Source organism: Pseudomonas sp. F-14 TE3482 (genome assembly GCF_053629455.1).
Window position 1 is genome coordinate 5,267,577 of record NZ_JBRJII010000001.1, and the last position, 26,617, is coordinate 5,294,193.

The 26,617-nt window shown below is 59.0% G+C and carries 21 protein-coding genes and 2 pseudogenes; 7 read left to right on the plus strand and 16 right to left on the minus strand.

Annotated features, from left to right (window positions below; all coding sequences use genetic code 11):
• Positions 1-92: 92 nt before the first annotated feature.
• From AB7M26_RS23690 to AB7M26_RS23700, 3 genes are all read right to left on the minus strand, one after another.
• Entirely contained in the window at positions 93-1,043 is a 951-nt protein-coding gene (locus AB7M26_RS23690; RefSeq protein WP_123494096.1) for a LysR family transcriptional regulator, read from the minus strand.
• 30 nt (positions 1,044-1,073) lie between these two features.
• Entirely contained in the window at positions 1,074-2,048 is a 975-nt protein-coding gene (locus tag AB7M26_RS23695) for a quinone oxidoreductase family protein (RefSeq protein ID WP_123494094.1), read from the minus strand.
• Positions 2,049-2,132: 84 nt separating this feature from the next.
• Positions 2,133-3,554, minus strand: coding sequence for an MFS transporter (locus tag AB7M26_RS23700; RefSeq protein WP_123494092.1), 1,422 nt, complete (start codon positions 3,552-3,554; stop codon positions 2,133-2,135).
• A 128-nt stretch (positions 3,555-3,682) separates the two neighbouring features.
• On the opposite strand from AB7M26_RS23700, the gene AB7M26_RS23705 reads away from it, so the two are divergent.
• The gene (locus AB7M26_RS23705; RefSeq protein ID WP_123494090.1) at positions 3,683-4,618 is read left to right on the plus strand and encodes a LysR family transcriptional regulator; all 936 of its coding nucleotides are present in this window, start codon (positions 3,683-3,685) and stop codon (positions 4,616-4,618) included.
• Positions 4,619-4,784: 166 nt separating this feature from the next.
• On the opposite strand, the gene AB7M26_RS23710 is transcribed toward AB7M26_RS23705, so the two are convergent.
• The 3 genes from AB7M26_RS23710 to AB7M26_RS23720 all read right to left on the minus strand — a co-directional run bounded on the left by AB7M26_RS23710 (position 4,785) and on the right by AB7M26_RS23720 (position 6,036).
• Positions 4,785-4,967 (minus strand): DUF1289 domain-containing protein, encoded by a 183-nt coding sequence (locus AB7M26_RS23710; RefSeq protein ID WP_123494088.1) that lies wholly within the window; start codon positions 4,965-4,967, stop codon positions 4,785-4,787.
• Positions 4,968-4,970: 3 nt separating this feature from the next.
• Entirely contained in the window at positions 4,971-5,342 is a 372-nt protein-coding gene (locus AB7M26_RS23715; protein WP_123494086.1) for a hypothetical protein, read from the minus strand.
• A gap of 202 nt (positions 5,343-5,544) precedes the next feature.
• Complete coding sequence (locus AB7M26_RS23720) at positions 5,545-6,036, minus strand: GNAT family N-acetyltransferase (protein ID WP_123494084.1); 492 nt, start codon at positions 6,034-6,036, stop codon at positions 5,545-5,547.
• Between the two features lie 384 nt (positions 6,037-6,420).
• On the opposite strand from AB7M26_RS23720, the gene katG reads away from it, so the two are divergent.
• Positions 6,421-8,709, plus strand: coding sequence for a catalase/peroxidase HPI (katG, locus tag AB7M26_RS23725; protein WP_123494082.1), 2,289 nt, complete (start codon positions 6,421-6,423; stop codon positions 8,707-8,709).
• Between the two features lie 148 nt (positions 8,710-8,857).
• On the opposite strand, the gene ydiJ is transcribed toward katG, so the two are convergent.
• Positions 8,858-11,881: a D-2-hydroxyglutarate dehydrogenase YdiJ gene (gene ydiJ / locus AB7M26_RS23730; protein WP_123494080.1), complete on the minus strand. Its 3,024-nt coding sequence runs from the start codon at positions 11,879-11,881 to the stop codon at positions 8,858-8,860.
• 158 nt (positions 11,882-12,039) lie between these two features.
• Here ydiJ and AB7M26_RS23735 point away from each other — a divergent pair, with 158 nt between their 5' ends.
• The gene (locus AB7M26_RS23735) at positions 12,040-12,924 is read left to right on the plus strand and encodes a LysR substrate-binding domain-containing protein (RefSeq protein WP_123494078.1); all 885 of its coding nucleotides are present in this window, start codon (positions 12,040-12,042) and stop codon (positions 12,922-12,924) included.
• A gap of 279 nt (positions 12,925-13,203) precedes the next feature.
• Here the strand turns inward: AB7M26_RS23735 and AB7M26_RS23740 are convergent, their stop codons facing one another.
• Positions 13,204-14,058, minus strand: a complete 855-nt coding sequence (locus AB7M26_RS23740; protein WP_123494075.1) for a sterol desaturase family protein — start codon at positions 14,056-14,058, stop codon at positions 13,204-13,206.
• 67 nt (positions 14,059-14,125) lie between these two features.
• Here AB7M26_RS23740 and AB7M26_RS23745 point away from each other — a divergent pair, with 67 nt between their 5' ends.
• On the plus strand, positions 14,126-15,088 hold the full coding sequence (locus tag AB7M26_RS23745) for an AraC family transcriptional regulator ligand-binding domain-containing protein (protein ID WP_123494073.1): 963 nt from the start codon (positions 14,126-14,128) through the stop codon (positions 15,086-15,088).
• A 63-nt stretch (positions 15,089-15,151) separates the two neighbouring features.
• Here the strand turns inward: AB7M26_RS23745 and AB7M26_RS23750 are convergent.
• A pseudogene (locus AB7M26_RS23750) lies at positions 15,152-15,406 on the minus strand (tautomerase family protein); the annotation flags it as partial.
• On the opposite strand from AB7M26_RS23750, the pseudogene AB7M26_RS23755 reads away from it, so the two are divergent.
• Positions 15,406-15,612 (plus strand): annotated as a pseudogene (locus AB7M26_RS23755) (LysR family transcriptional regulator); the annotation flags it as partial. The pseudogenes AB7M26_RS23750 and AB7M26_RS23755 sit on opposite strands and share 1 nt — an antisense overlap.
• A gap of 6 nt (positions 15,613-15,618) precedes the next feature.
• On the opposite strand, the gene AB7M26_RS23760 reads toward AB7M26_RS23755, so the two are convergent.
• The 6 genes from AB7M26_RS23760 to AB7M26_RS23785 all read right to left on the minus strand — a co-directional run bounded on the left by AB7M26_RS23760 (position 15,619) and on the right by AB7M26_RS23785 (position 21,080).
• On the minus strand, positions 15,619-16,512 hold the full coding sequence (locus AB7M26_RS23760; RefSeq protein WP_123494071.1) for a tyrosinase family protein: 894 nt from the start codon (positions 16,510-16,512) through the stop codon (positions 15,619-15,621).
• On the minus strand, positions 16,499-16,954 hold the full coding sequence (locus tag AB7M26_RS23765; protein WP_429386440.1) for a hypothetical protein: 456 nt from the start codon (positions 16,952-16,954) through the stop codon (positions 16,499-16,501). The genes AB7M26_RS23760 and AB7M26_RS23765 overlap by 14 nt, the downstream gene beginning before the upstream one ends.
• An 80-nt stretch (positions 16,955-17,034) precedes the next feature.
• Positions 17,035-18,630: a DHA2 family efflux MFS transporter permease subunit gene (locus tag AB7M26_RS23770; protein ID WP_123494067.1), complete on the minus strand. Its 1,596-nt coding sequence runs from the start codon at positions 18,628-18,630 to the stop codon at positions 17,035-17,037.
• Complete coding sequence (locus AB7M26_RS23775) at positions 18,627-19,724, minus strand: HlyD family secretion protein (RefSeq protein WP_123494065.1); 1,098 nt, start codon at positions 19,722-19,724, stop codon at positions 18,627-18,629. Before AB7M26_RS23775 ends, AB7M26_RS23770 begins: the two co-directional genes overlap by 4 nt.
• A 98-nt stretch (positions 19,725-19,822) precedes the next feature.
• A complete protein-coding gene (locus AB7M26_RS23780; RefSeq protein ID WP_123494063.1) occupies positions 19,823-20,236 on the minus strand; it encodes a cupin domain-containing protein in 414 nt (137 codons plus the stop codon).
• Between the two features lie 82 nt (positions 20,237-20,318).
• Positions 20,319-21,080, minus strand: a complete 762-nt coding sequence (locus tag AB7M26_RS23785) for an SDR family oxidoreductase (protein ID WP_123494060.1) — start codon at positions 21,078-21,080, stop codon at positions 20,319-20,321.
• 258 nt (positions 21,081-21,338) lie between these two features.
• On the opposite strand from AB7M26_RS23785, the gene AB7M26_RS23790 reads away from it, so the two are divergent.
• Entirely contained in the window at positions 21,339-22,928 is a 1,590-nt protein-coding gene (locus AB7M26_RS23790; RefSeq protein ID WP_429388943.1) for a winged helix-turn-helix domain-containing tetratricopeptide repeat protein, read from the plus strand.
• A 512-nt stretch (positions 22,929-23,440) separates the two neighbouring features.
• On the plus strand, positions 23,441-24,868 hold the full coding sequence (gene arcD, locus AB7M26_RS23795; protein ID WP_123494369.1) for an arginine-ornithine antiporter: 1,428 nt from the start codon (positions 23,441-23,443) through the stop codon (positions 24,866-24,868).
• 106 nt (positions 24,869-24,974) lie between these two features.
• Here arcD and AB7M26_RS23800 read toward each other — a convergent pair whose 3' ends face one another.
• Positions 24,975-25,673, minus strand: coding sequence for an ion channel (locus tag AB7M26_RS23800; protein WP_123494056.1), 699 nt, complete (start codon positions 25,671-25,673; stop codon positions 24,975-24,977).
• Between the last annotated feature and the right edge of the window lie 944 nt (positions 25,674-26,617).

Genomic DNA, 26,617 nt, shown 5'->3' on the forward strand with positions numbered 1-26,617 from the left:
TCGGTAATTGTTGTCAGATTTTGGGGCCGCAACGCAGCCCAGCGCGAGCAAGCTCGCTCGCCACAAAGGTAGGCATGACTGAAGAGTCGCGTTTAAGTGGGAGTGGCGCTTGGTGTATTTGCAGGGTTGACCCAAGGTGGCCCTTGCGCAAATCTGCCCTCCAGCCATTCCTTGAATGCCATGAGCGTCGCCGGCGTGAAAGCTGCTGACGCTCGCACCAGATAAATCCCGCCCTGAGCATCCAGATCCCACTCCGGCAGAACGCGAACCATCTGGTCGTTGGCGATTTCCCGGCTCATCAGCCACTCGCCAGCGCCCAAAATACCGACGCCAGCCTTGGCCGCGGCGAGCAACGCTTCGCCGTCGTTCGAGGTCAAGGTGCCCTTGGTGATGACCCTCTCCTGCCGATCACCCTTCGACAAACGCCATTCAGGAAACGCCGCGAGGCCGGTGAAGCCCAGGCAGTTGTGCTCGGTCAGTTCTTTCGGGCTGGCCGGTAAACCATGCTGTTCTATGTAACTCGGTGAAGCGCAGAGAATGCGGCGATGATCGCTGAGCTTCTTCGCGACGAGGCGGTTGTCGTTCAGTTCACCGATACGAATCGCCGCATCGAATCCTTCACCAATGATGTCGACCACGCGATCGCTGTAATCCACCTCGACGGAGACCAGCGGATGAGCCGCCAGAAATTCCGGCAGCATCGACGCCAACCACAGGCGCCCCATCGCCGCAGGAAAAGCCAGGCGCAAGACGCCACGAACCTGCGCCGCGCCCAGTGACGCTTCCTGTTCAGCCTCGATGATCAACCCCGTGGCGGAGCGCAGACGTTCGACGAGACGGTTGCCGGCATCGGTCAACCGCACTTGACGCGTCGTACGCTCCATCAACCGCACGCCCAGGCGCTTTTCCATGGCCGCCAGGCGCTTTGAAATCACCGTCGGATGGCGTTGCAGCAGACGTCCGGCGGCCACGAACGAATGCGCCGAGGCGACCGCAAGAAGCGCTGCTATTTCATCGATGTGGCGGCTGTCCAGTGGGTTCACAAAACACTCTTTTTTTCAGGTAACAGATGATCAGGGTTTGAGGACGATCGTTCCGCGAGATTGGCCGCCTTCCAGATCGGCATGGGCCTTGGCCACATCGGCCAATGCATAGCGGCCCCAGATGCCGGGCTTGATTATGCCCGCCTCGACCGCGGCCAGTACATCCTCGGCCCGTTGCCGGTATTCGGCGATATCCGTGGTGTGCGCGGCGAGTGAAGGACGGGTCAGGAACAACGAGCCCTTGGCATTGAGCGTGCCCACTTCGACCGCTGTCGGCGCTCCGGAGGATGCCCCGAAAGACACCATCAACCCACGCGGTCGCAAGCAGTCGAGCGACGCTTCGAACGACACCCGCCCGATGGGATCGTAGACCACATCGGCTTTCTTGCCGTGGGTGATCTGCGCGACGTCCGCAGCCAGTGTCTGGGCATTGAATACCAGCACCGCATCGCAGCCCAGCGCCTTGGCTGTCTCGACACTCTCGGCCCGGGACACAATGCCGATGACAAAAGCCCCCAGGTGTTTGGCCCACGTCGCCATGATCTGCCCGAGGCCGCCCGCTACGCCATACAGCACCAGAATGGTGCCGGGGCCGACCGGATATGTCGTCTTCAGCAGGTATTGCGCGGTAATGCCTTTGAACAACACCGCGGCCGCCTCTTCAGCCGTCAATGCGTCCGGAATCGGCACCAGCCGCTCGGCCGGAAACAATCGCGCACTGGCGTAAGCGCCGATAGGCCCTGTTGCGTAGGCCACCCGATCACCCACCTTGACGTTGTTCACTCCCGCGCCGATGGCGGCAACCCGGCCCGCCCCTTCAAGGCCCAGCCCCGACGGCAATGGCAGCGGTACGGCGCCCTTGCGCTGACTCACATCGAGGAAGTTGACGCCAATCGCCTCCTGCTCCAGCCAGACTTCACCCGGCCCCGGCTCACGCGCCGTCACCTGCTCGATGGTCATCACCTCAGGTGCGCCGGTGTGGGCGATACGAACGACAGAAACCATTGCCTGACTCCTTCACTTCAGCGCAGCCCATCTGCGCCATGTGGGGGAAGTATCGGCATTCGATTTAACGTGAACAATACGACCTCACTGCAGTTCATTACTGCATGCAGTGCAGCAGTGTGAAACTCGCAGCGTCAACGCGACAGCAAGGGCCAGGACGATCAACAGCATGGCGACGGCAAACGTTACCTGCATACCGTTGGCGATGGCGGCGGGAGATGCCGTGGTGATGTCTGCCGTCGCCGACGCAAAGGCGAACACCGCGCCCATGACCGAGGCTCCGGTGATCAGTCCGAGATTGCGCGACAGGCTGAGCATGCCGGCAATCACGCCGCGCTGGTCCGCACGGATGTCGGTCATGATCGCGGTGTTGTTGGCCGCCTGAAATAACGCATAGCTGGCAGTGATCACCGCGATGGGCGTGAGGTAACCGAGGATGCCGAAACCCGCCGGCATCATCGATAAAGCCCCCGTGCCGAGCGCCATTGCCACAAGCCCGAGAAGGGTCATGCGCCGAGTGCCAAAACGATCCACCAGGCGACCGGCCGGTATACCGGTCAGCGCCGCCACCAACGGCCCCACCGACAAGGCGAAACCGACAAGTGCCGTGCCGAGCCCAAGCGCACCCGAGAGATAAAACGGCCCGACCACCAACGTCGCCATCATCACCGTCGAAACGAGCGTGCTCATGGCCAGGCTGGCGCTCAATCCTGGCTCGCGGAACAGCGCCAATTTAATCAATGGCGAGGCAACCCTGGCCTCAACAAATATGAAAATCCCGGCACCGACAACAGCCGTCAGCAGCAGCGCGATGTTGACCGGCCCAAAATCACCCTGCCCGATCGTCATGGCGAGCGCATACGCCGCGAGCGTCAACGCCAGCAGCAACGTGCCTGCCTTATCGAAACCCGTCCGCCCTGCTTTCTCCCGCAGTGCATCCGTCGGCAAATAGCGATATGCGAGCCAGATATTCAGAACACCCAGCGGCACGTTGATCAGAAAAATCGCCTGCCAACCGAAACCGGAAATCAGTAACCCACCCAGTGACGGCCCCAGCGTGGTGCCGACCGCCGACATCGTGCCAAGCAGCCCCATGGCGCTGCCGGTCTGGGCTTTCGGCACCGTCTCCCCGACAAACGCAACGGTCAGCGCCAACATGATCGCCGCCCCCAGCCCTTGCACTGCCCGGGCACCGACCAGCCACCCAAGCGACGGCGCGACACCACACGCCAGCGATGACAGGGTGAAAATGCCGATACCCGCCAGCAGCAAACGTCGACGGCCGACGAGGTCACCGAGTCGTCCAACGCTGACAATCAGCGTGGTGATCGCCAGCAGATACGCCAGAACGATCCACTGCACTTGTTGAAAAGACGCATCGAATGCCTCGGCCAATGTCGGCAACCCCGCATTGGCGATACTGGTGTCGAGTGAGGGCATCAACATCGATAGCGAAAGGCTCGCGAGCGCCCAGCGGACGGAGCCTGATTGGGTGATGAGTTTCATGGTTTGGCCACATCTGAAAGGTAGATCAGCAGCGTATGCCCATGCGTAACATGGCGGAAGGCGCACCACTTGCACTTGATAGTTGCGTTTGACGCCATATCACCCACACGCCGTGCTAACGTGGAGGCATGACAACTCCCGACCTGAATTTGCTGATTACCCTGGATGTGCTGCTCGCCGAAGGCAGCGTCGCACGCGCCGCCCAACGACTGCGCCTGAGCCCGTCGGCCATGAGCCGGGCGCTGGCGCGATTGCGCGAAACGACGGGCGACCCGCTGTTGGTACGGGCCGGACGCGGGCTGGTGCCGACGCCTCGGGCGCTCGAATTGCGCGAACAGGTCAGTCGATTGGTGCAAGACGCCGAAGCCGTTTTGCGCCCCGCCGAACAGCTTGATCTCAAACAACTGGTCCGGACGTTCACGCTGCGCACCAGCGACGGTTTCGTCGAGAACTTCGGCCCGGCGCTGATTGCCCGCGTCAGTGAACGAGCACCCGGCGTGCGCTTGCACTTCGTGCAGAAGCTGAACAAGGACAGCGCCGCCCTTCGCGACGGTTCCGTCGACCTGGAAACCGGTGTGGTCGGCGGCACTACAAGCCCGGAAGTGCGCACCCGTGCGTTGTTCGAAGATCATTTCATCGGCGTCGTGCGCACGGGGCATCCGCTGAGCCAAGGCGAAGTCACCGCCTCCCGTTATGCCGCTGGCAAGCACATCCTGGTCTCACGACGCGGGCTCGATAAAGGGCCGATGGATGAAGCCCTGGAAGTGCTGGGACTGGAGCGTGAGATCACCACCATCGTCGGCGGTTTCTCGGCCGCGCTGGCGCTGGCTCGCGCCTCGGACCTGATTGCCACCGTGCCTGCACAACACACACGAAACCTGCACGCAGGCTTGTACAGTTTCGACCTTCCGTTCGACCTGCCGCCGATCACCATTTCAATGCTCTGGCACCCACGTATGGATGCCGACTCAGCGCATCGGTGGCTGCGTGAATGTGTTCGGGAGGTTTGTGCGCAGCCCCATGAGCTGGTGAAGTCAATGTCAGCCACAACGCACGCTTTGTAGTTGCGCTACTGTGGCGAGGGAGCTTGCTCCCGTTCGGCTGCGAAGCAGTCGTAAATTGGTTTTGGGACAGCTGCGCTGTCCAGCGGGAGCAAGCTCCCTCGCCACAGTAGTGCAGCCTTCGCCAGATGCTATAGATCGCATTACGGCTTGCTGACGGGCATTACCCTCAAACACTCTTTTTCTGCAGCCCCTTCAACCGCAAACTCGCCCGCTGCGCCGCCGCCATTTTTTCCGGACGCTTCATGCGCTTCCATTTTCTGATGTCGTCCTTGGTGCGGCCACAACTGACACACAGCTCACCACTGAGCTGGCAAATGGAAATACACGGATTTTCGATATCCTTGGCCACGCTTCAACCCCGCGTCGAGCGCTTGGGCGCCAGGCGTTGCTGCCAGTTGCCGGCATTGACGCGCTGACATTGCTCTTCAGAATCAAACTGCACATGGGCCGCTACCGGGCTGATGAGTACATCCGCTTCGCTGAACGCCACGGCCGTCAGTTCGACCATACGCTCGCCCTGCCCGCTCGCCAGCGCCTGATCCTTGTTGGCCTGCGTATCGAAAACCCAGATCACCCGCAGACTGGAAGGAAAGACCGCGTAATCGACTTCGTGGGTCAGCCAGCAGAACCCGACTATTTCCGCCTTGGCGGTTTCACACGCCTCGGTCAGGGTGGCGACCAGGCGACGTTCGATTTTGGCCTGATCGCGTTTGCTTAAAGACATCGGGTAAGGAATCCTTGGGTGGGCGTCGATGGAAAGGGCTCATCATACCTTCGGTCGCTCGTTTCCTCTCTGCGTCATTGCCCGCCTAAGACCCCGGTTGGTGTTCAGTGACAAATAGCGCGGCAGACCTGAAAGCTTCTGTGTTTGTGCTTGCTCGCGAAGAGGCCCGATTAAACAGCACAAATCCCGACCCGAAAAATATTCAGAGCCGCCCGTGGCTCCCAATCTTTTTCATTTGTATGAGCGCTACACGGCGCCCATCCGGCGACACTCGCTCCTCAACCCCAAACGGCACAAATCCAAGCTGCGGATACAGAAGCAGCCCCGCCGTATTCTCGTTGAAGCACGAAATCTGTACCTCGCTTGCCCGATGACGCTCAAAGGCCAGCTCCACCATCGTCTCCACCAAAAACTTCGCGACACCTTTCCCCCGCGCCTTGGGCGACACGATCACATTGCCGATCGCGCAAACGCCATCGCGCTCAAACGCATAAAAGTTCGCAAAGCCAACAACAGAACCGTCCCCCTCAACCACCGTAGAGTCTGAACGTAGAGCAATCGATGCACGCAGTTGATCTTCCGTCAGCGGGTAGTGCGCCTTCGGGAACATGTAAAACAGTTCTTGGGCGTTTTGCGGAAAGTCGCAAACAGTCAACACATCTTCAGCATCGACGGGGCGGTGGGTGAGTAGCATGGGTTGGGTTCCATCCAAAGGTCGGTGCGACAGATTACGTTTTGCCTATGCTGGATAAAAGAGACTCGTATCAGCGGTTCCATTTCGAGGGCTCAGGTAAAAGATTCTGCCTATCAAGCGTGAATACCCCACCTATTAGCTGACTGCTTTATAGGCGTCTAACCTTAATGCAGCGCTGGCGTGAGCCGGCCGGTTGAGACTTGATAAAAGATACGAATGAATCAGAAGCGTACTAGGCTTGCCGTGGGCCACCGTATAGGCAACTCGATTTGCCGCTATCCAGATTCCCCTGTGACCACGATGAACGGTTGATCGAACGGCTACAGCCTATGTCATTGATTTCGCTCGTCGCTATTGCGCGCCCACCCCGGGCCGGATAGCCGGATGAATACGACCAAAGGTAGCGCACACATGGCAAATGAATCGAAATGCCCGTTCAATCACGCCGCCGCGGGCGGTGGCACGACAAACCGCGATTGGTGGCCGAACCAACTGAACCTGAAGATCCTGCACCAGAACTCGCCCCTGTCCGACCCCATGGACAAGGGCTACAACTATGCGGAAGCATTCAAGAGCCTCGACTTTCAAGCGCTCAAGCAAGACCTGCACGCACTGATGACCGATTCGCAAGACTGGTGGCCTGCGGACTTCGGTCACTATGGGCCGCTGTTTATTCGCATGGCCTGGCACAGCGCCGGCACCTATCGCGTTGGTGACGGTCGTGGCGGTGCTGGCTCCGGTCAGCAGCGCTTTGCACCGCTCAACAGCTGGCCGGACAACGTCAGCCTCGACAAGGCGCGCCGGCTGCTCTGGCCGATCAAACAAAAATACGGTCGCAACATCTCCTGGGCCGACCTGATCGTGCTCACCGGCAACGTCGCACTGGAGTCCATGGGCTTCAAAACCTTCGGCTTTTCCGGTGGTCGGCCGGACGTCTGGGAACCGGATGAGGCTGTCTACTGGGGCTCCGAAAACAAGTGGCTGGGCGGTGACACCCGTTACGAAAAAGACAAAAAGGAACCCATGCAAGAACCCGGCGAAGGCCCACTCGTTGCTGAGCCGGGGGAAAATGAGGACAGCCGTACCGACGGAGGACGCAATCTGGAAAACCCGCTCGCCGCGGTGCAAATGGGCCTGATTTACGTCAACCCGGAAGGCCCGGAAGGCAACCCCGATCCGGTCGCTGCTGCGGTGGACATCCGCGAGACCTTCGGGCGCATGGCGATGAATGACGAAGAAACCGTGGCACTGATCGCCGGTGGCCACGCCTTCGGGAAGACCCACGGCGCCGGCCCTGCCGACAACGTCGGCGCCGAGCCCGAAGCCGCTGGCCTCGAAGCTCAAGGCCTGGGCTGGAAGAGCACCTTCGGCAGCGGTAAGGGCGGCGACACCATCACCAGCGGCCTGGAAGTGACCTGGACCACCACGCCCACCAAGTGGAGCAACAACTACCTGGAAAACCTGTTCGGCTTCGAGTGGGAACTGACCAAGAGCCCGGCGGGTGCGAACCAATGGACGGCGAAAGGCGGCGCTGGCGCGGGCATCATTCCGGATGCTCACGACCCGTCGAAGCGGCGTAATCCGACCATGCTGACCACGGACCTGTCCCTGCGATTCGACCCGATCTATGAGCCGATTTCACGGCGCTTCCTGGCGAACCCGGACCAGTTGGCCGACGCATTCGCCCGCGCCTGGTTCAAGCTGCTCCATCGCGACATGGGCCCCCTCTCCCGCTACCTCGGCCCGGAAATGCCCAACGAAGAACTCCTGTGGCAAGACCCGATTCCAGAGGTCGACCATGCCTTGGTCAACGACAGCGACATCGCTGCACTCAAAGGCAAGCTCCAGTCCTGCGGCCTATCTGTCTCGCAACTCGTATCGACTGCCTGGGCGGCAGCTTCCACCTTCCGCGGCTCCGACAAACGCGGCGGCGCCAACGGTGGACGCCTGCGCCTGGCTCCGCAGAAATTCTGGCAAGCCAACCAACCTGAGCAACTGGCGAACGTGCTGGCGAAACTCGAGAGCATCCAGAACGAGTTCAACAGCGGCGGCAAGAAAATCTCGCTGGCAGACCTGATCGTGCTGGCCGGCTGCGCCGGTGTCGAACAAGCGGCGAAAAATGCCGGTCACACCGTCACGGTGCCTTTCACGCCGGGCCGGATGGACGCCTCGCAAGAGCAAACGGATGTCGAATCCTTCGGGTTCCTCGAACCCGCCGCCGATGGCTTCCGTAACTACCTCAAAACCCGCTACAGCGTACCGGCCGAGGCCTTGCTGATCGACAAAGCACAACTGTTGACACTCACCGCGCCAGAAATGACCGTGCTCATCGGTGGCCTGCGGGTGTTAAACACCAACGTCGGACAAACTCAGCACGGGGTGTTCACGAAGCAGCCAGAAGCGTTGACCAACGACTTCTTCAGAAACCTGCTGGACATGAGCGTGGAATGGAAACCGGTGTCGCAGGCCAATGAAGAGTTTGAAGGGCGCGACCGGAAAACCGGCGACCTTAAATGGACGGGTACGCGTGTCGATCTGGTGTTTGGCTCGAATGCGCAGTTGAGGGCCTTGGCTGAGGTCTATGCCTGCGACGATGCGAAGGAGAAGTTTGTGAAAGACTTCGTTGCGACCTGGGACAAGGTGATGAATCTGGACCGGTTTGACCTGAGATGATCTGAGCAATACTGCTGAAAACCCGCAACGCCTCCCTGTGTGGAGGCGTTGTGGTTTTTGCTGATCTGTGGCCCTGATCGAGTCGACCGTCGACAGCGGTCATTCCTCTCACCTGCACGTTGGCGCTCCACAAGATTCTCAAGCTCCGCTACTCTGCGCGCACATGCTCCAACACCACTTCAAGTGGGTGGCGCAGCTGCCTGTTGGCGCGACGCTTTACCTGACTGCGACAGGAGTAACCCGTTGCCAGTGCTTCTCCCGCCTTGTCCAGCTTGCCGGCCCATGACTGCTCGAAAATGGTCCGCGAGGTGTCCTGGTTGCGGGCTTCATGGCCATAGGTTCCGGACATGCCACAACAGCCCGTCGCCTCCGTCACCAACTTGAGGCCAAGCCGGGCAAACACTGCTTCCCATTGCGAAGTACTGGCCGGCACATTGGTCTTCTCGGTGCAGTGCGCCAGCAAACGGAATGTCTGAGTAGCGGGATGCGGGTTTTCAGGCAACACATCGAAGAGCCACTCCTGGGGTAGCAAGACCTTTGGGCAATCATTGAGCCCCGGCACTTTCTGGTATTCCTGGCGGTAGACCAGCGTCATCGCCGGATCCAGCCCCACCAGCGGTACCTCGCAGTCGGCTAGCGCCTTGAGTTGACTGGCGTTGCGGATCGCCGCTTTGGCGAATGCGCCGAGGAAGCCTTGTACATGCAACGGCTTGCCGTTGGCACTATAGGGCGCCAGAAACACACGATAGCCCAACTGATGCGCCAACTGGATAAAGCTCGCCAGCAACGGTGTTTCGAAGTAACGGGTGAAAGCGTCCTGCACCAACACCACGCTGCGCTGACGTTGCGCGATGGTGAGTTCGCGCAGGGCTGGCACGCTGGCGACCACCACCTTGCAGCGGGTCAATGTGGCCTGCAAGTCGTAACGGTTGATCAGCGGGCTGTCGAGCATGCCGACGTGTCGCGCAAGCAAGCGGCTCATCCATGTTGAGCCCATTACCGCGTTGTACAGGCCCGGCGCATAGGCCATATAAGGAATGGTGAACTCCAGCGAGCCGATCAGGTAATCGCGAAGCGGACGTTGATAGCGACCGTGATAGAGCTCCAGAAAACGCGATCGGAATTCCGGGACATTGACCTTGACCGGGCATTGTCCGGCACAGGATTTACAGGCCAGACAGCCCGCCATCGCGTCGTAGACTTCGTGGGAGAAATCCGCCTCGCCGCGCGAGCGTGCCAGGTTATTGCGCATCCTCGTTGGCAAGCCGCTCAACCACGACAACTTGCCCCGCGCCGCTTCCAATACATCGATATTGGCCGCGCCTTGCAGACGCAACCATTCGCGAATCAATGACGCCCTGCCCTTTGGCGAATGCTGGCGTTCACGGGTGGCTTTCCACGACGGGCACATTGCATCGTCGGGGTCATAGTTGTAACAGGCGCCGTTACCGTTGCAGTGCACAGCGGTGCCGAAACTTTGCCAGACACGCTCGTCGATTTGCCGATCCAGCTCACCGCGCAGCGTCACTTCGTTAACCTTGAGCAAGCCTTGGGCGGCATCCGGCGGAGTGCAGATCTTGCCGGGGTTGAGCTGATTGTGCGGATCGAACGCGCCCTTGAGCAATTGCAGCGCCGGGTACAGCTCGCCAAAAAACTCAGGGACATATTCCGAACGCAATCCCTTGCCGTGCTCGCCCCACAGCAAACCACCATAGCGCCGGGTCAGCTCGGCCACGGCATCGGAAATCGGCTTGACCAGCGCGGACTGGGCCGGGTCTTTCATGTCCAGCGCCGGGCGCACATGCAACACACCCGCGTCGACATGCCCGAACATGCCATAGGCCAGGCCATGGCTGTCGAGCAAGGCGCGGAACTCCGCGATGTAGTCGGCCAGTTTCTCCGGCGGCACGGCGGTGTCTTCCACAAAAGGCTGCGGGCGAATCTCGCCGTCGACGTTGCCCAGTAGCCCGACCGAGCGTTTACGCATGGCGTATACGCGGGTCACTGCTTCGGCACCTTCGGCCAACGTGTGGCCCAGCCGTTCGATCGTCGTGTCGGCCTGCAGATGCGCCACAAACGACGCCACGCGAGCCTTCACTTGCGTCAGGTCTTCCCCGCTGAACTCCACCAGATTGATACCCAGCGTCGCGCGCTCGGCGTCCGTCGGGAAATACTCGGCGACGCTGTGCCAGACAATGTCTTTCATTGCCAGCATCAACACTTTGGAGTCCACGGTTTCGATGGACAGCGGCTTGTGCGCCAACAGCGCATTGGCATCGCGCAACGCATCCATGAAGCTGGCGTAGCGTACGTTTACCAACACCGAGTACTTGGGAATCGGCAGCACGTTGAGCTTGGCTTCGACGATGTAGCCCAACGAACCTTCCGCACCGCACAGCACGCTGTTGAGGTTGAAGCGTCCGTGCTCATCACGCAGGTGCGCCAGGTCGTAACCCGTCAGGCAGCGATTGAGTTTGGGGAACACCGACTCGATCAGGTCGGCCTGGGTTTCCTGAATGTGCCGCGCGGTGCGGTACACCTCGCCGATGCGGCCGGGCTGCGTACACACCGCCTCCAGCTCCGCGTCGGACAGAGGCTGGCTGTGCAGGCGCTCACCGCCGAGCAGTACGCTGTGCAATTCCAGAACGTGATCGCGGGTCTTGCCATAGGTGCAGCTGCCCTGGCCGCTGGCGTCCGTGTTGATCATGCCGCCCACGGTGGCGCGGTTGGAGGTCGACAGCTCCGGGGCGAAGAAAAGCCCATGAGGCTTGAGCGCGGCATTCAGCTGGTCCTTGACCACGCCCGCCTGCACCCGCACCCAACGCTGGGCGACGTTGATTTCGAGGACAGTGTTCATATGCCGCGACAAGTCGACCACGATGCCTTCGGTCAATGACTGGCCATTGGTCCCGGTGCCACCGCCTCGCGGGGTCAGCTTGATCTGGCGAAAGCGTGGTTCGGCCATCAATGTCGCGATGCGCACGATGTCGTCCGCGTCCAGGGGGAACACCGCCGCTTGCGGCAGACGCTGGTAAATCGAGTTGTCGGTCGCCAGCACGGTCCGAGTGGCATAGTCGGCGCTGAGCTGACCGCGGAAGCCGCTGGCGCGCAGGGCTTGCAGAAATTCCGGGTACTGTGCCGCGGGTTCAACGGTCGTCAACTGGGCGATCATCGCAGGATGGTCTCTTGTAGGTCTAATCACGGAAAAATCAAAACACTTGTCGCCTGAGCATTAATGGGTCAGCCTCAGGTGGTCGGCTATGCCAATGATCCTGCAGGCTCGGGCACCGGACAAACGGATAATCCTGCCGCTATTGATGACTTTTACGAATGAATTACCGTCACCTCACCCCCTCGATGTCGTTGCTGCTAGCCTTTGAAGCCGCCGCCCGACATGAAAGCTACACCCACGCTGCGCTGGAACTCTCCCTGACCCAAAGCGCAGTCAGCCGCCAAGTCCAGGCGCTGGAGCAGCAACTGGGCCTGACGCTGTTTCGCCGTGAAGGCCGCCAGGTGAAGTTGACCGATGTCGGTCGTCTTTATCAGCGGGAAATGAGCGAAGCGCTCGGACGCATCCGTAGCGCCACGTTGCAGGCCATGGCTTATCAATCCGGCAGCGGCACATTGCGCCTGGCCACATTGCCGACCTTCGGCTCGAAGTGGTTATTGCCGCGCCTTCATGACTTTTATAAAAGCCATCCTGGCATGCTGGTGCACATCAACTCCCGGATCGACGCCATCGACTTTGAAACCAGCGGCATTGATGCTGCGATTGTCGTCGGCAATGCTGATTTACCGGGCCTGATCAGCCATCGGCTGCACACGGAAGAACTGATGGTGATCATTTCTCCGCAAGCGGCCAAGGCCCATGACGCCTGGCCTGCGGAGCGCATTGGCGGGCAGACGCTGCTCAATGTCGCGAGTAATTCCAACGTCTGGGGCGAGTGGTTCAGCCACCACGGCTTGCCCCATCGAATGATGCGCCTGGGGCCGAGTTTCGAACTCACCTCACACTTGATCCAGGCCGTCAGAGCCGGCATCGGAATAGGTCTGGTGCCTCGTATTCTGGTGGCCGATGAATTGGCCAATTCAGAGCTGATCGGCCTGGACCTGCCCTTCGCCAGTCAGCGCAGTTACTACCTGACCTACCCGCCGCGCAACGAAATACTGCCGTCACTCATCGCGTTCCGTACCTGGTTGCTGGAGCAGATATGAACGCCCGGGATCTCAAGGCGAGAGCCGCCCTCTCACCTACACCGGAGAGATCGTGGCAAGCGCACCAATCAAAATGGTCAACACCAGAAATCCACCCAGGAAAAATGCCATCTTGCCCATTGGGCCTCCTACGTTATGAGTTTGCGGTGCAGCGGCTACCGCCGCTGCTGACCGTGCTGTCATTGTGAGCCGCAGGCTGATCCCATTACAGGTGCAGATGGCGAAGTAAAAACCGTATCAGCCCCAACCTTGACTGATTGACCTGGACAAGAGGACGACTCATCGCGCCACTTTCCGGTTAGCGTTTACCTTGGGAGCGGTATGGCGGGAACGCACGATGGGCCAGAACAATTCTTCTTTCCAGCTTATCGGTGACACGTGTTCGATGCCGTAGGCTGGCGGACGTCGACGGGTAATTTTTGCGGTTCCGAACAGGATGTCCCAAAAAAATAACAGGTTGCCGAAATTGCCTTTGTAATGGGTAACGCCATCCTCGGCCGTCAAACCGTGATGCGCAGAGTGAGTGGAGGGTGTGGAGAAGGTTCGTTCCAAAACCCAGACAACCGGGCGTAATGCGCGGATGCGATAAAGTTTGTCGTCCCACGCAACGCTGCTGTGTGCCGCGAAGATCACGGTCATTTTCAGAATCAGATAACCATAATAAACCGGCGCAAGCCCAAGGTAGATCAACACCCCGGATAACCAGATGCCGGGCATCAGAAGATAGTAAAAACTGTTGTTGCGATAGACGATGCGCACACTCATATAGGGTGCGGAATGATGCGCACGGTGCAATGCATAAAGTGCGGGAACCCGGTGAGTCAGGCGATGCCACCAGTATTGGGTCATGTCATCGAACAGTAAAAACAAGACAAATCCTGCAATCCACGGGATTCCAGCCAATGCGTCCTTCATCTCCGGTACAGCGTGACTTAGTATCTTGCCACTTAGCCACATGACTAAAGGGAATGTGACCGCCACCAGGATGCCGGAGCCGACGACTTCAATGAGTACGTCACGTTTGCCGCCTGACGACTGACGAAACGAAGAACAGGCCAGTTCCAGCAAAATGAAGGCAAGGAAAATCCCGGCCACGATTACAGCAGGGTTATTGGCGAGCATTGTTATATTCATGGCACTCTCGATTCAGGCCCTTGCGGGCAATGCCATGTCATTAGAAACCCAGGAGCCAGCCCTCCCAATGCGCGAAATGGACAGAATCGAGCTAGAACCGGCCAATCGCCCGCCCCAGCGCTTTCATCGAGGCAGGCTGGGCCAAGTGCTGGAGCGCTTTCTTGACAGCCAGGTTTCCCGAAAAAGCACGGATTACAGCCTGATCGAACTGGATCAGCTTTGGCGCGAGGCGGCGCGCATTGATCCGGCGATCGGGTTAAAACTGTTCGCGCTGTTCACGCCTCAGGACTGGCACGTTCTGGCTTATCTTTGCCTCTATAGCCCCGACGTTTTGTCGTCCATGCACCTTTGGGCCCGGTACGCACCGCTTGCATCGGACACCGACAACGTGAGGTTGGTGAATGACGAAAACGGCGTCGGAATCGAGCTGTGCGTCGATGCGCCAGGCGAGTTGGCGCGGTATGTCATCGAACACTACGGCGTGATGTCCATCGCGCAATTGCGACGTGGAACGGGGCAGGATGTGCAGCCGATTCTGGCAAAATTCATGCATTCGCGTCCGTCGTATTACAAGCAATACACCCAATGGTTTGGAGACCGCATCGAGTTTGACTGCCCGGTTAACCGCTTCTATTTCCATGCGCAAAGCTTGAGCCTGCCAATGCAGACCCGTCATCACGGGATGCTGGAGTTATTGACTCAGGAACTGGATCGACGGATTGCCGCGCATCGCAATTTCAGCGGTTGGTCAGCCAAGGTTGCCGAAGGTGCGCGACGCTCTCTGGCCAGAGGTGAAACGCCAAATCTGGACAATCTGGCAAAGACGCTGCACCAGACGCCCAGGACATTACGCAGACGCCTGGAAGAACAAGGCACGACCTTCAGGCAATTACTCGATCAGGTTCGTGCAGAACTGGAACTGCATCTTGAATTGCAAGGCGAGTCGTTAACAGAGATTGCAGCTCAATTGGGCTATAGCGATTTGACGGCCTACCTCCATGCCCGAAGTCGATGGCGTGACAGGAAATAAGGTGGCGGCCAGATTATTTCGAGCCTGTCTTTTGCTTTATCTATCCTGCCCTCAAGTCAACTCCTACGCCGACCGCATGCACCCCTGAGGTGCGCCATCATTACCCCGCCCGCCACCAAACGACCATTCATCTGCCGCGGTAGTGGTAATCACCACCATGATGTCTTCAGAGTCGATGCCTGGTGCTCGACTCAGTCTCTCGACCAGGTTGCGATAGAAACGCTGTTTCGTCTCGATGTCCCGAGGGCGGCCGGCAGTAATCGCGATCAGCACAAAGTCATGGCTGCGCGGACCGCCCAGGTAGCCGGGATCAAATATCCGGTTTGGGCCTCACGTTGCGAACCCGCATTGGACTGCCAGGACATCTCGCCGTCATTGCCGGCCTACCCACGCTGCCGACCCTCGGCTATGTGCTTTATCGTGGAGCAGAACACCTGGCGCCTGCCACCCGACAACTGGCTGCGTTGATACAAACCAGTCTGGAAGAGCAGGCGTTCAGTATCACCGCAGGCGCCACCGTATGATGCTGTCTAAAGCAAATCGCCCAAGGTGTCGTACTTGTAATACTGGCTGTAATTCAGGACATCTCGAGGTGTCACCTTTTCCGGAAAAGGGCTGTACATCGGGTCATCAATCCGATGGAACTTGAGCGTATCCGGGGCATTTCCCGCAGGTACGTATGCGGCGGCGGGATGCTTCGCTTGCCATGCAGCCCAGAGCCGGTCGACGTTGCAATGATGCAGAAAGAACACTGGATCGTTCGGCGAGGACGACAATCCCATGTCACCACCGACCCACACATGAACGTTGTTATGAATGTGTTCTTCGCCCGCCCATCCCTCGATGCTGTTGCGCGCACCACCGGTGGACTGCGCCGCGTTGTAGGGCGCTTTGTCATACACCGGGTTTTCATGGATGACCTTGCGCACATTGGCTCGGCTGGGCAGTGACCCACCTCTTCCCAGATAGCGCACCAGGGGGCGGTTTACCCCGTCGAGTTCCATGGTGCGGCCATTACCCGTCAATCGCACCCGCCACTGCCCATTCACGAACTGCCCAAGGTATTCATCCGACCAGATGAGTGAAGTCCTCGGGTCCTGAAGTTCCGCGTCAGTGTTCCAATCCCAGTACGGGACTCGAAAGTGTGGGTCGTTTATCGCCTTGCGAAGCAAGGTTTCCAGGCGCACGAGAAAGTAGCGGTGCCACGGCAAGAATGATGGCCCGCCATGCGCAGCGTTCCTGGCCATCTGTCCCGCAGGCGTTGAAATCATCATGGCCCGGTGATGCCAGGCCACGAACGAATCATAAATCGAGAGATTGGCCTGCCCGGGCCACGGATTCTGCGCGGGATCCTTGAGTCGCTTTACCCCTTCGACGTATTTCTTAAGCGCCGGGAGATCATTGACAGCATTAGACCTGATCATGATGTGCTCCGTGGGCATGGTGGTCGGGCTGCTCTCCCCCGTCGCCATCGCCCTTGGCGAAGGATTCTGGATAGGCGTCGATCACCGCGGTCATCAAGTCGAGAGCCGATCCGTAAGTGACGAATGGGGTGGCGTGCGTATGGACCTGGCCCGCATCGTCCACAAACAGATGCGCCTGGACCGGAGCCCCATCAACCTCCACCTGGTAGGTGGTCACGATCCGGACAACATGCCCTTTGTGGTTAATCTCGCGAACCGTCCTGGTTTCATGTCCTGCATGCGGGTCCACGTACTCAGGGAACTGCTCCTTGATCCACGCCGGGTGCGTCTTGTCAGGATCGGTGATGGATATCTTCGCGAGAGCATTTATGTCAGGCAGGCTCAATAGCGCATTGGGTTTCGTACCCGTTGGTTCGGGGCTGGAGACATTTTTCCGTGTCATGATTCCTCCTGGAGTGTGCCCCGGACGGTTGCCCGGATTGGCTGGAGAAAGTGTAGTTGGTCGCTGGCAGGTGGGCTGTCTCACGCTACTGCTCGTGAAGCGCGCACTTTCTCGTATCGTGCGAATCCGATCTTGATGCCGACCAGAATGGGGGCAGCGATTACAAACAGCAGGGCCACGGCAACGAACGCTGCGTCGAAGGCAATCACCGTGGACTGACTTGTCACCAACCGGCCCAGAAGGCTCGTCGCTGCCCGGCCCGCGGCCACTGCATCCATTCCTTTCGCGCTCAGCATGGCTGTCGTGGTCGTCATCCGCTCGATGACCGCGGCCCCGCCTGGGGTGACGTTGGCGCCGAGGACCACGGCATTGGTGACGACGTTATGGTCGATCAGTGTCTGGAGCCCTGCGACCCCAATAAGGCCACCCAACTGGCGCCCTGTATTGAAAAGGCCTATTCCACTCGCAAGGTTCCGGCTGTTGAGGTGGCTGAAGGCGATCAGCGTGATCGATAGAAACAGGAAGCCAAGCCCCAACCCGCGCAACAGGATAGCCCCCATCATGTCGTCCGCGCCGCTTTCGCTGGTCGAACCGGACAGCATCCACATCGCCACCATAATCATCAGGATTCCAAAGGGCACGGTGGCGAACGGCGCAACGCGGTGGGCCTGCATGAGATAAGCAGATATGAGAAGCGCGCCGACAAAAAATGCGCCACTGGGCAACAGCAGCTGACCGGCATCGGTAGGCGTGAACCCGAGGACCGACAGGGCGAACGCCGGAATCAGAAACGCGCTGCCGAACAAGGCGGCGCCGGCGACAAAACTGACGATAAAGGCGAAGGAAAAATCGCTCGTTTTGAACAGGGTGAAGTCGAGCAGGCCCTGCCCTTTGGCCAACACTTGTTGGCCGAGAAATGCCAGCAAAGCCGCTGCGCCAATCACGGTTAGCCACAGGATGCGAGGCTCCTCGAACCAGTCCCATCGGCTGCCCTGGCTGAGAACATAGGTGAAACACAACAGCGTGGTGGATATCAGCAAGAAGCCGATCCAGTCAAACGGACGCTGCCGGACCTTGGCGGGCATTGGGCCGTCTGCGATCAGCACAAGCCCGCTAGCCGCCAAGGCAATCGGGACAACGCTGAAGAAGATCCATGTCCAGGATTGGCTATCGATCAACCACCCTTGAAGCGCCGGGGCAAGCGTCGCGGGCGCGACAACGGAGCCCATGGCAAACAGGGCCTGGAGGATGGGCTGACGGGACCGCGGAAAAGCGCGAAATATGATCGCCTGGCCCCCGACCAGCAGGGTGCCGCCGGCGAAGCCCTGAATCACCCGAAGTGCAACCAGCAGATCCAGCCGAGCGGTGATGGCGGCAATGCCACACGCCAGGCCCATGACCAGGGTTGAGCCGATGATCACATGACGCGCAGCGAAACGGTTCATCAGCCAAGGGGCGGTCATGAACCCGATCAGCTTGAGCACGATGTAGCCGATATCCAACCAGGCAAACTCATCAGGCGTTGCATAGGTGTCGCCGATGATGTCGCTGCGTCCGAGCGACAAAACGGTGCTGGCGATCGCTTCCGTCAGCGTGGCGAGCACGATGCCCGCCATGAGCAGGACACCGGTCGTAGCGCTAGCGTTGCTCCGCGTGGCGCTGGCAACCGTGTTCATGAGCCGCCCCCTTGCGCAACCTCAACACGCGCGGACAAGCCAGGGACGATGCGGCCCGGCAACGGGTTGTGGGCAAGCCGGATTTTTACCGGAACCCGCTGCACGACACGCACAAAGTTCCCTGTTGCGTTGTCTGTGGGGAGCAAGCTGAACGCGGACCCGCTACCCGGAGCAAAGCTGTCGACCACGCCTTCCAGTACCCCGTCGGGATAACCATCGACCGTGATGCGCACACGCTGACCGGGGCGGATATGTTCGAGCTGGGTTTCCTTGAAGTTCGCCACGACCCACACATCATCGACCGGCACGATATCGAGCAACGAAACACCCGGCGTAACGAATCGGCCGACCCGGACCTGACGGTTACCGATAACGCCATCAACAGGTGCGTGGACCACGGTGCTGTCGAGATCGATCTGGGCCAGATCGCGCGCGGCCTGTGCCTGGGCCACAGCAGCAACGGCAGTTTCTCGCTGGGCCACAAGGACGGCGATGCGTTGCTGTTGAGCTTCTACCGTTGCCGACGCTGCCGAGACCGTCGCCTCGGCTCTGGAACGTGCCGTGCCGGTTTCATCGACGAGGGCCTGGCTGACCGCGTTGCTGACGATAAGTTTGCGGCTGCGATCATGGGTCTTGGTTGCCAGATTCATCTCGGCGGAGGCCGAGCGTCGCTGGGCTTCGGCCTGTCGAATCAGGGCACGCTGAAGCTGGGTTTCGGCATCGACATGGGTCAGGCGAGCCTCGGCAGCGCTGACATTGGCAACGGCCTGCGCAAGCCGTGCACGATAGTCCCGATCGTCAATCCGGAACAGGACGTCACCCGCCCGGACGGTCTGGTTGTCCTCTACTTCTACCGCCGTGACATAGCCGGCAACCTTGGCGGCGAGCGAAGTGAGGTCGCCGCGCACATAAGCGTTGTCGGTGGAGGTCGCACCGCTCGAAAACGCCATGGCCCATCCGCCAGCCAAGACCACCACGGCACCGATGCACAGCAGGATGCCGATCATCTTTCTCTTGCTTTGCCGCGCCACCACGACAGGGATCTCATCGCTTGCGCCGGTGGCAATGGCGGCCTTGTCCTGAAGCGAGTTCATGTTCTTGTTTCCTGTTCCATGCCAAGGACCTGCAACAACCGCAGGACGGCAGTGACCTGCCGCCCGGCTGTCGAGCGTCGATGAGCGCGTTGATCGGCTCACTTTTTAATAGGTGTAACGAGTTCCTTTTCGTCGCTGTCGAGGACGAACACGGCCAGCAGGCGTGCAGGTTTCGTGTCGCTGGCGTTGGCGCTGACTTCGTGCACGGAGCCCGGCTCCTCTACGAAATTTTCGCCGACGTTGTAGATCTTTTCCGGCTCGCCTTTGACTTTGATGCGAAACGAGCCCTCCAGGACCGTTGCATAAATGAAGGCCGTTTTTGGATGGGTGTGGGACGGCGACGCGGCGCCCGGCCCATACTCGACCAGCACGCCCTTCATGCTCTTGCCTGGGAGGTTGGGAATGGGGCGGTCGAATACGACCGTCACCTTGCCTGCGGGCGGCTCGGCGGCCGACGCTGCGCTGATCGACAGTGCCGCGAAGGCAGCGGCCAAGAGAAATCGGGTAACCATGGCAATGCTCCTTGGTGCGTAGGTGGTGTGAGCGCGCGGCCCGATACCGGGTCGCCGCTTTCCTGATGTGTCTTGGGTAGCCTCAGCGCGCCGCTTGGGCCGTCGACTGACCGAGCCAGTCCTCGAAGCGGATCGCGCCCAGGCGCGGGTTCTTGCCGGGCGTCAGCGATTGATCGTCGAGCACCGAACCGAAGTAGCGCGCGTGCACATCCGGCACGACCTTGCGCGTGTCCTGAGTGGCCCGCAGGAAGCGCCTGACCAGTTCGTCGAGCGGCATGGCCTCGGGACCGGCGACTTCGACCGTGCCATTGACCGGCGTTGCCAGCGTGACCTCGGTGAGCGCCGCCACCACGTCGTCGGACGCCATCGGCTGGATCAGCGCCGGCGACAGGCAAATCTCCTCGCCGACGGTGGCCGCCTGCGCAATGCCGCCGACAAACTCGAAGAACTGTGTGGCACGCAGGATGGTGTAAGGAATGCCGGACGCCTTGATCAGGTTTTCCTGCGCGACCTTGGCCCGGAAATAGCCATTCTCGGGAAGCCGTTCACTGCCGACGATCGACAGGGCCACGTGATGGCGAACGCCAGCGGCCGCCTCGGCAGCCAGCAGGTTACGGCTCGACGTTTCGAAGAACTCGAGAACGGCCTGGTCTTCCCACGAAGGCGCGTTCGCCACGTCGACGACAATATCGGCGCCATCCATCGCCTGGGCCAGGCCCTCGCGGGTGATGCTGTTCACGCCCGTGCTAGGGGCGGCTGCGAGCGCGTCATGGCCGCGCTCGCGGAGGTTCTGCACAAGTTTCGATCCGATGAGGCCGGTGCCTCCAATGACGACGATCTTCATGGTTTCTCTCCGCTTCTCGACGGCAACCATTGCTGTCGATGTAGATCGAGAATGCCAGCGTGCGTCAGGGACGTCCTTGTGCCTGCCTTGAGTTTGCCTTCAGGGAAGCTTGGTTTTTCGTCCAGAAAAACAGTTATTCGACGGGTCTCCCTTGCCGCAAACGGTGCAGCGGGCCAGGCGCTGCCGTATTATCGATACCTCTTACCAACCGCCAGCTCAGACACGGAGTCGGGGGCGCTCGACCAGGGGATCCTCACCTTGCAATTCGTGTTTGAAGACTACGTGCTCGATCAGCAGCGCCGGGAACTGACCTTGCGCGGGCAAGTCGTGGCTGTCGGGCCACAAGTCTTTGATCTATTGCTGCAGCTCGTCAGCAACCGCGATCGCGTCATGAGCAAGGACGACCTGCTCAAGGCCGTGTGGAGCGGTCGGATCGTCTCGGAATCGACGATCACCAGCCACATCAATGCGGTGCGCAAGGCCATCGGCGATACCGGCGAAGAGCAGCGACTGGTGCGCACGGTCGCCCGCAAGGGATACCGCTTCGTCGGCGAGATCAAGGTGGATGAGGTCGGGGAAACGCCACAGCCTGACATCGAAGAACCCACCCCCGTGGACCTGAAGCAAACGCCTGCGCCCACCCTCGTCCTGCCGGACAAACCCTCCATTACTGTCCTGCCCTTCCACAACCTGAGCGGCGATCCGGAGCAGGAATATTTCGCCGACGGCATGGTGGAGGACATCATCACCGCCCTGTCGCGTATCCGCTGGCTGTTCGTCATCGCACACAATTCAAGCTTCACCTACAAGGGTCGGGCCGTGGACGTCCAGGGCGTCGGCCAGACGCTCGGCGTGCGCTACGTGCTGGAAGGTAGCGTGCGCAAGTCCGGGAACAAGGTACGTATCACTGGGCAACTGATTGACGCGACAACCAGGATGCATATCTGGGCGGAGCGCTTCGAAGGCATGCTCCACGACATCTTCGAGCTGCAGGATCAAATCGCCGAAAGCGTCGTCGGCGCCATAGCGCCGCAGCTGGAACGGGCGGAAATCGAGCGCGCCAAGCGCAAACCAACGGAAAGCCTGGACGCCTACGACTATTACCTGCGCGGAATGCCGAAACTGCACAACGGCACCCGCGAAGCCATCGAGCAAGCACTGCCGTTGTTCTACAAGGCCATCGAGCTCGATCCGGAATTTGCCTCGGCCTACGGTATGGCAGCCTGGTGCCACTTCTGGCGCAAGTTGAATGGCTGGATGACCGATCGGACTCAAGAGATCGCCGAGGGCGCACGACTTGCGCGTTTGGCGGTGGAACTCGGCCGGGACGATGCGGTGGCGCTGACGCGAGGCGGACATGCACTTGGCCATCTCGCCGGCGATATCGATGGCGGCATTGCCCTGCTCGACAGGGCACGCCTGCTCAACCCCAACCTCGCTCCCGCCTGGTACCTGGGCGGAATCCTGCGCGCGCTGCGCGGTGAAACAGACACCGCCATTGCGGATTTAACCCATGCCGTTCGCTTGAGTCCGCTGGATCCGGAAATGTTCAGGATGCAGGTCGGGATGGCGCTCGCACACTTCTTCGCCGGGCGCTTCGATCCCGCTTCTGCCTGGGCGGAAAAGGCGCTGGGTAACCTGCCCTGCCTCCTCGTGTCGGTTGCCCTGATGGCGGCCAGTCATGCGCTCAGCGGACGCAAGGACAAAGCGAAGCAGGCGATGCAGCGATTGCACGAGCTGGATCCGTCCTTGCGCGTCTCTAACCTGAAGGACTGGCTGCCAATCCAGCGTCCTGAGGATTTTGCACGGTTTGCTGATGGGTTACGGCTGGCTGGGTTGCCTGAGTGACTGCGGTCCGGTGAACTGCGAATGGCTTGCCAAAGCCAACGCGGGAATTCCCTACCGAGCTGCCGAAGGCTGCTAATGCGAACTGCGATCTGTAGCTGGCTTCGCCAACGCTCCAAGGAATGCGCAGGCTCGCAGATTGCAATATACGAATGGAAGCTACACTGAAGTTGCTTGAATCTTGCATCCCCTCTTTCGGGAGAGCCAGGTGGATCTAACGATCGAGCCAGGTTCAAAGCAGCAGAAGCCAGTTTTGGCTGGTACGAAACTGCGACTTAAATGCGTTTTAGTTGTTTGTGCCCAGCTGCGGGGGGCAGTGACATCAACCCCATTGCCGCAGCGAAAAAGCAGTCTGTTCGGTGGCATGCGTCACTCGAAGGGGTCATGCAGTGCATTAGCGACCATCTCTTGTTAGCCCGTCACCTCTTGAACGATTCCGTTTCGGTAAGGAGATTCAGATGGTCGACTCCGTCAGCAACATCGACAAAGATGCCCTGCCTCACAAAGATACCCAGATCTCTGCCTCAAGCGATAAGTTGAAGTTCGGAGCCTTGATCGCTCTGGTCGTCGGCTCCATGGTGGGCGGCGGGATTTTTTCGCTACCGCAGAACATCGCTAAAAGTGCCAGTGCTGGCGCCACGCTGATTGGCTGGCTGATCACTGGCGTCGGCATGCTGATGCTGGCATTCGTCTTCCAGACACTGGCCAACCGCAAGCCCAAGCTCGATGGCGGGGTTTACGCCTATGCCAAGGCCGGTTTTGGCGACTACATGGGTTTCTCATCGGCTTGGGGTTACTGGATCAGTGCCTGGATCGGCAACGTCAGCTACATGGTGTTGCTGTTCAGTACCCTCGGGTTCTTCCTCCCTATGTTCGGAGAAGGCAACACGCTACCGGCAATCATTTGCGCCTCCGTGCTGCTCTGGCTCCTGCATTTTCTGGTTCTGCGCGGAATCAAGGAAGCCGCCTTCATCAACGTGATCACAACCATCGCCAAGATGGTCCCGCTGGCGCTGTTCATTGTCATTGCCGGCGTGGCCTTCAAGATGGATGTTTTTACCAGCGACTTCTGGGGCGCTGGCAACAGTGACCTGGGCACGGTGATGAATCAGGTTCGCAACATGATGTTGGTCACCGTCTGGGTGTTTATTGGCATTGAAGGGGCCAGCATCTTTTCCGCCCGTGCTGAAAAGCGCAGCGACGTCGGCAAGGCGACTGTGGTTGGCTTCGTCGGGGTGCTGCTTTTACTGGTTCTGGTTAACGTGTTTTCTCAGGGGATCATGGCCCAGGCACAACTGGCCGGCCTGAAAAATCCTTCCATGGCGGGCGTACTGGAACATGTGGTGGGTCACTGGGGGGCAGTACTGATCAGCGCAGGGCTGATCGTCTCGCTGGTCGGTGCGCTGTTGTCTTGGACACTCCTCTGCGCGGAAATCCTCTTTGCCAGTGCCCGCGACCACACCATGCCGGAGTTCTTGCGCAAGGAGAACGCTAATCAGGTCCCCGCCAATGCGCTATGGCTATCCAACGGGCTTATCCAGCTGTTCCTGATTATCACGTTGTTCAACAGTTCCACCTATTTAAGCCTGTTGTACCTGGCAACCTCGATGATCCTGGTGCCGTACTTCTGGTCCGCCGCCTACGCTTTACTATTGGCCTGGCGTAACGAAACCTATGAGGAGGCTCAAGGCGAGCGGACCAAGGACCTGATAGTCGGGGTGATCGCTGTGCTCTATGCCGTATGGCTGGTGTACGCAGCCGGGGCGCAGTACCTGCTGCTGTCTGCACTGCTTTATGCTCCCGGCGCAATCCTGTTCGCCAAGGCCAAGCGCGAACTGGGCCAACCGGTGTTCACCTCCATTGAAAAGGTCATTTTCGTTGCCGTGATGATAGGTGCGCTGATCGCGGGTTACGGCCTCTACAGCGGCTTCCTCAGCCTCTGAAACAAGGGTTTGCATGGCGGATGGAATGCTCCGTCCGCCATGCAGCTTCAATGAAAACCGAGGCGGACTTCTTCAATGGCATAGGCCATCAGCAGTCGGTCGTCCGTCACTTAGCCTGATTCGATGGATAAAGACCGGCAAAACGAGCGATTACAACACCAACGTAAAAGACGCCTGAAAACTCTTCGACCATTACCAGTGAGCGGGCGTGATTGGTCAACGGGAGAATATCTCCGTAACCGGTGGTTGTGAGCGTCGTGAGGCTGAAATAGATTAATTTGAAGAACGTACCAGGCTGTGCGAAGTCGAGTTGGCCAGGCCCGAATGAACCAGCGCTGGATATCTCCACCAGGGCATAAACGAAGGACCAAACGAAAGCCAGCATGATGTAACCCGCCAGCGCACCATGCAGCTTGCCAGCTGTAATTGGCCCGCGCTTGAGAATGTAGAGAAGCACTCCGCTAAACGAGACTGCAAGAGACGCCGTATACGCTATCCCGGCAAGGCCAAGAATCGCGATACTCTCAGTCCATAACGCCGTCCATTGAAGGCCAACCCCAAGCAACGCCAGGCCCAGTTTGAGAATGAACCCCCGCCGAGTCTGCCTGGTGGCGAAAGCCCCCACGAGCAGCACGATCGAAAAAAGAATGCCGAGCAAGGTACGAGCAAATATACCTTCCTCAAGAAAGGGAAACAGAAGGATCAACCCTAGCAAGAGCAGCAATAGATAGGTGTAGGGACCTTTCCCCATAATCACCCGAGCTAAATCCTCGTCGGGTTCGGCGTTATTTTGAGGATTTGTCATATCGGTTTCCCAGAGGCAAAAGTAACGCTCGATATCTGACTGTGCACCGTTGAAATCTGGCTTGGTTTTAGAGTAGTCGGCGGTGAAATCCTTGAGTGGCGGAATGGGTCGAATTCTGCCAGTCAGGAAGGGCAGCAGTCGGGTCAGAAGCGGCCATTTTCGGTCAGTTGTGACAGGCTAAAGTCGTCAGTGTGCTTCGCTGCGACTCCAGATTTTTGTCCTGAGTGGGAACCGAGCGTATCGGATTTACCTCCCTTCTTTCTCAATGCCACATCTGTACATCTCATGTCTCAGATAACTGAGTACGTGCGACAGTTTCACGCCCGAATTAGTCGTCGCATAACTCAGAAGTTATGCGATGGCATTTTCATATCCGCTGCACCAGTATCAAAGCGCAAGGCCCATCGTAAAAAGTTAACTCACTCATCTTAAACGCTGCCCCCCTAAATTCATAAGTTCGTTAGTCATCATCAGCCATATGACCATGGTGTATTGCCGCTTACCTCACGTAAACTCCCGAGACGGTTCCCCATTAATATGTATGGATTGAGTGAGGCAGTATCCACGATTTCTGACTGCGCGAAAGAGATACCTACCTCCAGCGCTTTTCTTGAACTTTACTTGCAGCCTACTCAAACTCATCTCCAGGCCACGATAGAGGCCAGGCTCTCTCCCAATACTACTAATTAGCTCTGCCCTACTGATTATGCGCTCCTCCTTGAGGAGCATGTTCTTTACAATGATGTTCTCAATATTTGTCAAGTGTATTTGATTGGCACCGTCAAACAGGATTCGATTATTTATATCGAGCATCCAGCATTGAGGGCATTGAAGTGATATCTTTGCAAAGTTTGTCATGGTTTTTGATTGTACAATTTATGAATATAACAAAAAAACAAATCGCAAAAACTATTACTTATTTTTATCTTCAGCAATGTGATTTA